At 54.2% G+C, this 10,620-nt stretch carries 13 protein-coding genes; 3 read left to right on the forward strand and 10 right to left on the reverse strand.

Going from position 1 to position 10,620, the window contains the following annotated elements; translation table 11 throughout:
- Positions 1-79: 79 nt before the first annotated feature.
- From arsB to PHF39_RS10590, 8 genes are read right to left on the reverse strand one after another with little or no spacing between them, the layout of a single operon-like run.
- Positions 80-1,153, reverse strand: coding sequence for an ACR3 family arsenite efflux transporter (gene arsB / locus PHF39_RS10555; protein ID WP_300223719.1), 1,074 nt, complete (start codon positions 1,151-1,153; stop codon positions 80-82).
- An 8-nt stretch (positions 1,154-1,161) separates the two neighbouring features.
- On the reverse strand, positions 1,162-1,608 hold the full coding sequence (locus PHF39_RS10560) for a C-GCAxxG-C-C family protein (RefSeq protein WP_300223721.1): 447 nt from the start codon (positions 1,606-1,608) through the stop codon (positions 1,162-1,164).
- Between the two features lie 47 nt (positions 1,609-1,655).
- On the reverse strand, positions 1,656-2,342 hold the full coding sequence (locus PHF39_RS10565; RefSeq protein ID WP_300223723.1) for a DUF166 family protein: 687 nt from the start codon (positions 2,340-2,342) through the stop codon (positions 1,656-1,658).
- Positions 2,343-2,353: 11 nt separating this feature from the next.
- Positions 2,354-3,442: a permease gene (locus PHF39_RS10570; RefSeq protein ID WP_300223725.1), complete on the reverse strand. Its 1,089-nt coding sequence runs from the start codon at positions 3,440-3,442 to the stop codon at positions 2,354-2,356.
- The gene (locus tag PHF39_RS10575) at positions 3,427-3,789 is read right to left on the reverse strand and encodes a putative zinc-binding protein (protein ID WP_300223727.1); all 363 of its coding nucleotides are present in this window, start codon (positions 3,787-3,789) and stop codon (positions 3,427-3,429) included. Before PHF39_RS10575 ends, PHF39_RS10570 begins: the two co-directional genes overlap by 16 nt.
- A 19-nt stretch (positions 3,790-3,808) precedes the next feature.
- Positions 3,809-4,273, reverse strand: a complete 465-nt coding sequence (locus PHF39_RS10580) for a putative zinc-binding protein (RefSeq protein WP_300223729.1) — start codon at positions 4,271-4,273, stop codon at positions 3,809-3,811.
- A 4-nt stretch (positions 4,274-4,277) separates the two neighbouring features.
- A complete protein-coding gene (locus tag PHF39_RS10585) occupies positions 4,278-4,514 on the reverse strand; it encodes a thioredoxin family protein (protein ID WP_300223731.1) in 237 nt (78 codons plus the stop codon).
- Positions 4,515-4,528: 14 nt separating this feature from the next.
- Positions 4,529-4,798 carry a hypothetical protein gene (locus tag PHF39_RS10590; protein ID WP_300223733.1) on the reverse strand — a complete coding sequence of 90 codons (270 nt, stop codon included), beginning with the start codon at positions 4,796-4,798 and terminating at the stop codon, positions 4,529-4,531.
- 97 nt (positions 4,799-4,895) lie between these two features.
- On the opposite strand from PHF39_RS10590, the gene PHF39_RS10595 reads away from it, so the two are divergent.
- Positions 4,896-5,312, forward strand: coding sequence for a metalloregulator ArsR/SmtB family transcription factor (locus tag PHF39_RS10595; protein ID WP_300223734.1), 417 nt, complete (start codon positions 4,896-4,898; stop codon positions 5,310-5,312).
- A gap of 536 nt (positions 5,313-5,848) precedes the next feature.
- On the opposite strand, the gene PHF39_RS10600 is transcribed toward PHF39_RS10595, so the two are convergent.
- Complete coding sequence (locus PHF39_RS10600; RefSeq protein ID WP_300223735.1) at positions 5,849-6,106, reverse strand: hypothetical protein; 258 nt, start codon at positions 6,104-6,106, stop codon at positions 5,849-5,851.
- Between the two features lie 66 nt (positions 6,107-6,172).
- Between PHF39_RS10600 and PHF39_RS10605 the strand changes: the two genes are divergently transcribed.
- Both PHF39_RS10605 and PHF39_RS10610 read left to right on the forward strand, forming a co-directional pair.
- On the forward strand, positions 6,173-6,298 hold the full coding sequence (locus PHF39_RS10605) for a hypothetical protein (protein ID WP_300223736.1): 126 nt from the start codon (positions 6,173-6,175) through the stop codon (positions 6,296-6,298).
- Between the two features lie 377 nt (positions 6,299-6,675).
- The gene (locus PHF39_RS10610) at positions 6,676-7,713 is read left to right on the forward strand and encodes a deoxyhypusine synthase (protein WP_300223737.1); all 1,038 of its coding nucleotides are present in this window, start codon (positions 6,676-6,678) and stop codon (positions 7,711-7,713) included.
- A gap of 635 nt (positions 7,714-8,348) precedes the next feature.
- Here the strand turns inward: PHF39_RS10610 and PHF39_RS10615 are convergent.
- The gene (locus PHF39_RS10615; RefSeq protein ID WP_300223738.1) at positions 8,349-9,809 is read right to left on the reverse strand and encodes an ATP-binding protein; all 1,461 of its coding nucleotides are present in this window, start codon (positions 9,807-9,809) and stop codon (positions 8,349-8,351) included.
- Between the last annotated feature and the right edge of the window lie 811 nt (positions 9,810-10,620).

The raw sequence follows: 10,620 nt of genomic DNA on the forward strand, positions 1-10,620 counted from the left end.
CAAGAATCCGAAGGATTCTTTGCTATGATGAGGGATTAAATCCCGAGTCACGAAAAGAACGAAAAAAATTTCCAATGATTTACAACGAATCGCACCCGCAGGCATCCCCCTGCCCATTGTACCATTTCTCTTTCAGCCATAACGCCACGTTCACGAGCCCGATCAGTACCGGCACCTCAACAAGCGGGCCGATGACTGTTGCAAACGCTGCCGGAGATGCAATACCGAAGACCGCGATGGCGACCGCGATGGCGAGTTCGAAGTTGTTGGACGCAGCAGTGAACGAGAGCGACGCGGACTTCCCGTAGTCAACGCCGAGGCGCCAGGACATCCAGAAACTGGCAAAGAACATGATGACGAAGTAGATGAGCAGCGGGATTGCGACCCGGACCACGTCGAGCGGGACATTCACGATATACTCGCCCTTCAGCGAGAACATGACGATGATCGTGAAGAGCAGGGCGATGAGCGTGATCGGGGAGATCTTCGGGATGAAGGACTGCTCGTACCATTCCTTCGACTTCACGCGGAGCAGGGCGTACCGCGTTATCATCCCGGCAAGGAACGGGATGCCGAGGTAGATGAAGACGCTCGTCGCGATCTGGAGGATCGTGATGTTCACCTCGGATCCGGCACCGATACCGAGCAGGGGTGGCAGGTACGTGATGAAGAACCAGGCATACACCGAGTAGAAGAAGACCTGGAAGAGTGAGTTGAGCCCCACGATCGTTGCGCAGTACTCACAGTCGCCACCGGCAAGGTCGTTCCAGACAATAACCATCGCGATGCACCGGGCGATCCCCACAAGGATCAGGCCGTACATGAAGAACGGCTGGTCGCGGAGGAAGACCACGGCGAGGACAAACATCAGCACCGGGCCCACGACCCAGTTCTGGACAACGGAGAGACCGAGGACCTTCGTGTCGCGGAAGACGTTCCTGAGTTCCTCGTACTTCACCTTCGCGAGCGGCGGGTACATCATGAGGATGAGCCCGATGGCAATCGGGATCGACGTTGTCCCCACCGAGAGGCCGGTGATCATCGCGGGAACACCGGGCGAGAAGTAGCCGATAGCGATACCGGCCGCCATCGCAAGGAAGATCCAGAGCGTCAGGTAGCGGTCAAGAAATGCGAGTTGTTTTATTCCTGTCATGGTTTGGTTCACTCCCCGGTTTTCAGGATAGTTTCAAGAATTTCTGTTGCATCCCGGACCAGGGCCGGGCATTTCGTGACGAAAATTTCCTCATCCCGCGCCTGCGCATACTCCTCCGGGTTGCTCAGGTTGTACCCGAGCAGCTCCGTGCAGTTGATGGACCCGTTCTTCTTCGTGAACTCAGCGATGAACTGACGTGTCAGCGCCCGCGTCTTCCCGGTTGCTGCGTCGTCACCTTCCACGCACTTGCCATACTTCAGGCCGATGACCATGATCGCGCCGGAGACCGCCCCGCAGAGGTTCCCGGTCTTCGATAATCCTCCCCCGAAGCCGCAGGCAATCTTCTTTGCCGTATCCGGATCAAGCCCCAGTTCCCCGGAGAACACAGAGAAAACGGATGCCGAGCAGGTGAACCTCTTCAGGAACAGGCGGTGGGCATCATCGGCTTTGGACATGTCAATTCTCCCGGAATATTGTCACGGTATTGCATTAAACAAACGCCTTACCGGGCAATCCGCTCTTCGATAACCTTCTCAAGGTCTTCGATAAATGCCTTCATTCCTTCACCGGCTTTTGGGTTTACGGCATTCACCGACCGCACGAACTCCCGGATATGGATCAGTCCCGACACTTCCTTGTCGCAGGTCTTCCCGAGCCGGGGTGCCCGGCAGAAGTGGCAGATCCGAAGACCGTAGTGCCGGAGCTGTTCTTCGCTGATCTGTGTCCCGGGAAGTTCCGCGCTTGCCGCAACGGTAGAGCCACAGGGAGATCCCCGGAGTACCCTGACAGTTTCAATTGTTCCGTTGTTCCGGACGTTCACATCGAACTGCGGCTTCCCGAATACCTTTGCGAACTCGTTGATCTCCGGTACCCAGGTATTGTCCTCAAGCGAGCACATGGTCGGAGGTGCAATGATATCTTCGTTGATCGCTTTCGCCTGCCGGAGGAACCCGGGGCCGAAACTGACGCCAAGGATAACCGGCTTTTTCTTCTCAATGACCGCGAGCGCGACATCAGGGTGGCGGACATAGGAGATGTAGAGATCGCACTCCGGGAGGGCGAGTTCGATATCATCGGCAATCGGGCTCTGGATGAAAGGCGCCGGTATCCATTCCGTGGGGAACTTCTCCCGGATGATCTCATATGCCCGGTCGCCGAACTTCCCATCGCTTACAATGCCGATCTTCACAGAAACTCACCTCACCCCGCAAATGAACCGTAGATCAACCCGGCAATCGTGCAGAAGAACACGATCAGCAGCACATAGGCGATGGTCTGCTTTGTCCCCATGAACTTCCGGACCACGAGGATACTCGGCAGGGAGATTACCGGGTCCGCGAGCACGTACGCAAGCAGCGGCCCCTTTGCCATACCGAGGTCAAGGAACATCTTTGCCATCGGGACCTCAACGAGTGTCGGGAAGTACATGAAGGTCCCGAAAAGCACGGCGATCAGGTTGGCCATGACCGTGTTATCACCAAGATACAGGCCGAGGAAGTCCTTCGGCAGAAGGGCGCTGATAACCCCGGCGGCTAAGATGCCAATGAAGAGCAGGGGGAAGATCTTCTTCATGAAGGACCAGGTCTCCTCCAGCCATGCCTTCTGCTCATCCTTCGAGAACCATGTCCGTGCCTCGATCACTATCAGGAGGAGGAGGAGCGGGAGGAGGAGGAACCGGAGCGGGATGCCGATAATCCGGTTCTCCATGAAGATCGCCCAGGTGCCCGCGAAGAGGATAGCAACCAGTGTCGCGATAAACAGAACAACGTGCTTCTGGCTCTTCCCGCTCTCCGGTATATCGGCCGGACCGCACGCGCAGGCAATGGGGGCCGGCGCCGGTGTGGTAGTCTCTGCAAAGAGCTTCGAGATGATCAGCCCGATCATGACGGCGAACGTGACGGAGAGGACGATACGGGCGATGGCAAAGTCAGCCCCGATCACGCTCCAGGTGAATGCAACAGCGAGGATATTGGTTGCAGGAGCCGTGTAAAGAAAGGCGATGGCCGGCCCGATCCCCGCGCCTTTCTTCTTGATCCCGGCAAAGAGCGGGAGGATTGTGCAGGAGCAGACCGCGAGGAGGAGCCCCCCGATGACCGCGACCGGGTATGCCTTGTATGCCGGCGACTTTTCTCCAAGATACTTCGTGATCGCGTCCTTGTTCAGCAGGGCATTGATTGCGCCTGCGATGAAGAACGCGGGGATGAGGCAGGTGAGGACGTGCGCCGAGAGATAATCGACAAGCGCCGTAATGCCCCCGGTAACACCGGCCAGGATCAGGTCTTCGTACACGATGTGATGCTCCCGTTGTCCAGGATCGCCCTGACAACTTTTTCGATCTCCTCGAACCGGACTTCGGCCATACCATTCTTCTCAATCCCCAGTTCGGTGGCGATGATGTGGACATCCGGGGCAAGGCCTGCAGCAGAGAGTTTTTTGGTTGCACAACAATCCGTACACCCGTCGAGGACGATGAGGCGGTCAGATCCAGCCGCCTCTGTCCGCAGGGATTCTGCAGACTGTTTGCAGTTCATGCACTGGAACATTCCCGGCTTTCGCTGCATCAGGATCATCCCGGCCTGGGTCGTGAGTTTTCCGGTATTGGATACGCCGGAACAGGTTACCAGTGCAGATGTCATGATCTCCCTTTCCTTTCCTTTAACAGGTCCCGTTGCACCCGCAGCCAGATCCGCTGTCTTTCCGGCCGGACTTCTTCCCGGAAGGCGCGGCATTCTTTACGCGCCCCTCGCCCTTCCAGCAGGCGGAAACAACCTTCTCGATGTCTTTATCAGTATAATTCTTCGAAGGGCCCTTTGCAATTCCCATCTCTGTCAGGACCAGGTGCTGGCCCGCAGCAACGCCCTGCGCCCCCGCAATCTTCTTTGCGCAGAGCATCGGGCAGCCGTCAAGGATGACGACCTCATCGGCATTGAGGGCATTTGCAATCAGGTTCTCTGCACCGATCCCGAGCAGGGCAACGCAGGCGATGCTGCCATACCCCTCTTCGGTCAGCTGCAGGGCTGCAAGGTTTGTCAGTTGTCCGACATTCGCCTGTCCCGCACAGGGAAAGATGATCCGCTTCGGTTCGTTCGCCCCGCAGGAGCAGGTTGGTTTCTCAGTCATGGTATCACTCCGCCAGCATTTTCCTGATCTCGTTCACATCGGGAACCCGGCCTTCCACCCGCACTTCGCCATTGATGAAGAGCGCCGGTGTCATCATCACGCCCCGGTCAACGATCGCGTCGATGTCATCGACCTTGATGACCTCTGCCTCCATCTTCAGTTCGTTCACTGCCTGTTCAGCATTCGAAAGGAGCCGCTTGCATTTTGCGCAGCCGGTCCCGAGCACTTCAATTGTTGTCATGGTCTTTTTCACCGTCATTGTTTGTTCGTTCTGGTCACGTTCCGGTACTCTTCCATGAGTGCTTCGGCGTTGTGGTTCTCGACCGCGGGCGGGACGTAGTTGTACACCTTCACCCGTTTCATGAGCGCCTCGCGAATCGCGGTATCGCTGGTCAGGCCCTCTGCCCTGACCGTGGTAATGCTCTGATCAAGCATCGTGATCCCGGTCATGATGCCGTTGATCTTCACCTGCCGGATTCGCCGGAGGGCATCCGCAGCGCAGCACGGTTTGTCTTCGTTTTCCATCTCCTTTGCTCCACAACATATCCCGATGTTTCAAATTTTGTTGAAACAGCATGCACAGGGCAAGGTTATATATCTTGTTATTTCAGATTATTTTGAAATGAAACGCGTGACCGGATCCTGCTGCAGTCCGAAACGGAGGAGCGCTCCCGATTATGAAGAGATGGAGATCCCCGAGCAGATCCAGAAAGATCTCGAAGCGTGCGGAGGTTTTGATGCGCTCACCAGGAGCATTCCCGCCCGATCGGAACTCGAAGAAGAGGCCCGGATCCATCACGCGCTCGCTGACCCGCTCCGGCTTACGATTCTCTATCTCATCAGGGATCAGCCGCTCTGCGTCTGTGTCATTAACCGGTTCATGCGCCTGGCAAACTCCAAGCTGTCCTATCATCTCACGATCTTAAAGGAAAGCGGCCTGATCGAAGGCGAGAGCCACGGGAACTGGATCATTTATTCCATCACCGAATGCGGGCGCCGGTTGATGCACTGCAGGGTGGGGGGGTATGATCGGTCCTGAGCGCAACACGGGGGGGTGGTATGCCGGACACCCCCCTCCTCATTTTTGGGAGACGGGCATTATTGCACACGGATTATGGATCATGGCTCCGGCGGAGAGAGGGCATCACTATCCTGCTCAAACCCGGGTGAGGGTGGGTCTCTTCCACTCAATGGGGGGAGGGGGCTCCGGGACACCCCCCCCACCCCAGGAGGGGGGGCGTATGATCGATTTGAAACAAAAGCAGGTGGGGGGTGTGCCGGTTCATTCGTCCGCAGCGGGTACGAGAGGTGGATGCCCGATTGCACGTGATACGATCTCCAGGAGGAGGAGCCCGTAACGCGGGCTGCAGTCACACCCTCCGGTGGTTTGTTCTCATACCAGCCGGTTGACCGTCAAAACAACAATTCCGGCCGGGTATGCGCAGGGAAAACCACCGGGAAAAACCTGCAATGGCTGGTCCGCTGGAAAGACAGGGACACATGGAGGACTCCCCCCGCCCCGGCATCCCGGGTGAAAAACAAACCGGTAAAAAAGGAGAGATTATTCCCGTATTGTTACATACCACGGGATGATCGTGCGTTCCGTCTTCGCATCAGCTGGACAAACTGCGGGTTCCGCGGACATTCGTACGGGTTAATCCCGTGCGCCGGGTCCCATTTCCCTTCATTCGGGTTGAACCGGGCCGGGCACGATATTTCCTCAACGTGCTGCGAATGGATTCCGGGGACCATCTGTTTTAAGATGTGTTCACAATCCGTGCAGAATGCATGAATACTCATTGTCATGACCTGTTGTACATGTTCGTCGGGCATTGCCTGGCAGCATATCCGGGCGGTGTTCATGGATGCTTTATACCACCCTTTTGCCAGAAGACCGGATTGCCGGAAAAGATGGGTATGATTTATGGAATCGCCGGAACAGTAACCGGGATTCACAGGAGTACATTGATAAACGGAGGAGACTTTTTAGAAGTGTTCGTATCTTTCAAGGCGGATCCGGTGTGAGCCATTGCATAACAGTATACCAGAATTCACCGCATCACTCCAAATCCGTAATGGAACGGGGAACAATAAGTAGTTTTAGCTTTGCGCGCAGGTGCTGTGGCGAAGCGGAGATCGCCGGAACAAGAGACCGGTACTCCATAAAGTATTCATACTTTCCTACCGATAATTCTCGATTACCGTACGTAAGTTACAATCACAGGTTATCGATGCACAATGGCTCTTCTCATATCATGTAGTATCCCCGGTACCCGGGTTCCCGGGACAGGCAGGAAGACAATCCCGCCGGTCCCTGTGACCGCTGGCCAACGGTGCCTCACACCGGGGACCGGAATGTACAAAAACCAGATCATACAGTGTTTTCCGGGGTGCAGCTGCCCATGAAGCCGGACCAGAACAGGACAAAGAAATCCGCGATGAAACGGGTAACTCCGGTTGTTCCTTCAGACAATGTCGGGACCCTTCTTTCCGGCATGGCGCAGACCGGCTTCCAGGGGAGGAAACTGGGAGAATCCGTCGCGATCTGGCGGCAGATGCTTGCCGATCCTGACTGCACCATCTTCTTCGGACTCTCGGGTGCGATGATCCCCGCGGGGATGCAGCAGTGTCTCATCGAGATGGTGAAACGCCACTATGTCGACGTGATCGTCTCGACGGGGGCAAACATCTTCCACGATACCTGCGAACACCTCGGCGTCTGCCATTATATCGGTCACCACCAGACCGATGACCACGAGCTGTACAAGCGTGGCATTGACCGGATCTATGATGTGTTTGCCTTCGAGGAGGAGTTCCGGACGGTTGACCGGGGCATAGCGTCCTGGTCTGCGTCCCTTGCGCCGTTCCGCGGCTCTTCGCGGGAGTTCATCTCCCGGCTCGGGAAGTGGCTCAGCGAGGAGAAGCCCGGCGCCGAGTCGCTGACCTCGGTATGTGCAAACGAGAAGGTTCCCATCTTCATCCCCGCGCTTGCCGACTCGTCTATCGGCATCGGGCTCCTCATAGCCCGGCGCCGTGGGCTGGACATCAATATCGACCAGATCGCAGACGCGGATGAGATCACCTCCCTTGTCGAGGAGGCAAAATGTACCGGCGTGATTTATGTTGGCGGCGGCGTTCCCAAGAACTTCATCCAGCAGACGCAGGTGATCGGATCGATTCACGAAAAGGACCTGGGGGGGCACAAGTACGCGATCCAATACACGACCGATTCGCCGCAGTGGGGCGGGCTCTCCGGCTGCACCTTCGAGGAAGGGATCAGCTGGGGCAAGGAATCGGCAACAAGCAGCCAGGTGCAGGCCCATGTCGATGCAACCATTGCCCTGCCCCTTGTCATATCCGCCCTGGTTGCAAGCGGCGCAAAGCGGGTGCGGCGCTCCCGGGGGAAAAAGAAGGTCGTGTACCGTCAGGGTATCGACTGATTCTTCTCTATTTTATAGTGATTCATCGTTCCCGGCTACGACGGTGAATGCGTCACGGGAACCGGCTTTTGGGATTTTTGCGGCATGTGGGGTCTGCCGGCCAGTCAGGCTCCCGTAAACCTGAAATCCCCTTAAATCGTTCCGTTTTCGAATCGGAGGTCATTTTGGAAAACCGGTCTCCGGAGGATCGCACTTTTTGGCGAATTAGAGTACAGTGCTTTTGAACGAGTCGATTTCCGAGGATATTTCCCCCTACAGGGGCGGATATTGCCCCGGAAAAATGACAGTATAGGAACTCCCGGTTTGAGGTTCTGCTTACGATCCAGAGATTGGGGTATGCGGGGGACTGGCGAGGGGGGTTGTACGAGCGGATAATTTCAGATGACCCCAAAATAATAGACTGTAAGAACAGTGTTCCTGCCGGACGATCATTATATGATCGTCCGGCAGTGTATGCACATTAATCAATCTCCTGCGGTGTGAATGTGAAAATCGTGCGCTCAATATACCGGTGTCAGGGGAATATCGACAGATGTATGACCCCTTAGGCCCCTTTATGGCCCCATTCTCCTACGGGGGTTGTTTTAATTTTTTTGAACGTACTTTGTTTTTAAAAATCTTTAGAGAAAGAAAATCTATTGTGGCCCCTTAGGCCCCTTTGTGGCCCCTTTGCTTAAGGTATAATATGTGCCTTTTCCTGTAACACTTCCGGGCTTTTCGAAAATTCCTTTATCGACGAGTTCTTTCAGGTCGCGGCTGGCTTCGCGTTTCAGGATTTCAGTCACTTTCTGATATTCTGTATTCGTTATCCGCCCCTTCTCCTTCACAAACCTAATAGCCTTCATCTGCCGTTCGGAGAGTCCAAGGTTCATCATAGTCGATTCTGTCAGCCAGTCTCTCCAGAGAGTGACTACGAACTGTCCGCCGCGTTGTTCGAAACCCGGTTCCGGAAGACCAGCCTCTCTGCAATACGTGATCATATCGAGCGTTCCGGTACCGGCCTTCTCGATATAATGCGTTAAGTACAAAGGATGGGCGATGAGGGGGTTGCGGGGAATTGAGGGATGCTCTACCTTGAGGCTGTCGGGTGTTAGGTCCGAAGGCAGGACTCCCGGGTTCCACACTTCAATACGGTCTGCGAAAACCATGACCTGAACCGCTGCTTTAGACGTGTAATCCCGATGGACAACAGCATTGACAAGTGCTTCATGAATAGCAGGGACCGGAATCTCGTAGCCGGTATCGCTGGCCGGTGTTTCATCACGGGGAAAAACACGGCGATCGAGTTTTGAAAGAACAAAATCTGCAGCATCGTCCACTTGGTCGAAGAGCGTCCCGATAAAAATCTGATACGAGGGAATTGGTTTCTCTATCTTTGTGCCCCGGAAGCTCAGGCATTTGATCTCTGCTGCAGGTAAAAAGCTGTGGCTGTTTTTCCCGAAGAGAAGTACCGCTGCATGCGTGGGTAGTGATCCATCAAGAAGGTTTAAATGGGATAGGACCCTCTCTGTCGGTGTGCCAGCCCGGAGGGGAAATTTCCGCTCTTTCTTTGAGACCGAAAGGAACCAGGCGATTTTTTCCGGAGAAATATCATCGATCGATGCACCGGTACATATCGATTCTTCAAATGGCTTGTGTCGCAGAAGGCCATTCTCGCTGAGATACTGGACAAGCGCTGCATAGACCTGAGTTTTCAGATCCGAAACATCTGTGAAACGTCGCCGTATTACCTGTCCTGCGGCATTGTTAATGAGGGCAGACATCTTATCGTGTCTTCCCGCGTCGTCGGTACCGTGCACGAAAATGAGCCGATGTTTGCATTGCTCAGTTGCGCGATCAAATTCCCGTTCGGTCGGAGATAGTCCTTCTGCATCTTCAGGACCGTAGTGTTTCCCGTAAATTCCCAGGTATATTGTGCAACGATTGACTTCATCAAGATAGATTTCATCAGGCCGGTGATCTGCAGCAGGAAGATCCTCGAATAGAAACGTATGAAAGAACTGTTTCAGAAGAGGATCGCTATGAATGAATTCACGGATTGAACGGCGTTCATCACTGAATTCCTTCTGTACGCTGCTGATGAAGATGCTTATCATATTGTTGTCCTGCTTGTTGTTGTCGTTATTGTTGTCCTGCTTGTGATCATCCTGATCCGGAAGTCAGAGGATTTTGCTGATATAAATGAGAGATATTGAGTGGTTTATGTAAATATCCTTTTAATTCACCGAGCAAACATCTCGTCCTGATCAGAGTTTTACATATTTAGTATAGTCTAATCACAACATTCCATAGACATTTTTCAACCAGAGTATCCTGAGTTTTTAAAGATAGATATGATCGTCTCTCAGCTCTTCAGGATAATGCGGAGATGGTATGGGCGTTGTGAAACTGGAATTATTGCAGCAACTCCATTCAGGATAACCAAATCCATTTAACATTTTTGCGCACTCCAATTCCAAATTTCCGTGCCCCGATTTTCCTGAATCCCGCGTAAATCTCTCCAATTTTGCTTTTCAAAATTTATTCATCCAAGCAGATAGCCTGCCAGGTTCTACTATTGTATGTCAAAGGGGCCCCGATGACACTAGACAAAATCGAAAGGAGGTCCGGAGGATCTCCTGCAACGTCGTTTGGACCGGGAAACAGTCGAAGAACCCTCACGGGTTCTTCTCCTCTTCCTGGTCGGAGAGGTCATTGACCTCGACGATGAGAAGGGAGGCGGAGCCGACCTTCGAACAAAACCAACAGAACAAACAAAGGAGGAAACAAAAATGGCAGATTTCGTACAGAAAACCGTAGTAAAGTCGGCGGTCCGCAAGCTCGCGGCCCCGATAGAAAATGTGGCAGCGTTCAACACGATCATCCAGTCGGTCACTACCGACAACCCGTTTGCCTGCACAGCCTATG

Origin of the sequence: Methanoregula sp. (assembly GCF_028712425.1) — an archaeon.
Lineage (GTDB): Archaea > Halobacteriota > Methanomicrobia > Methanomicrobiales > Methanospirillaceae > Methanoregula.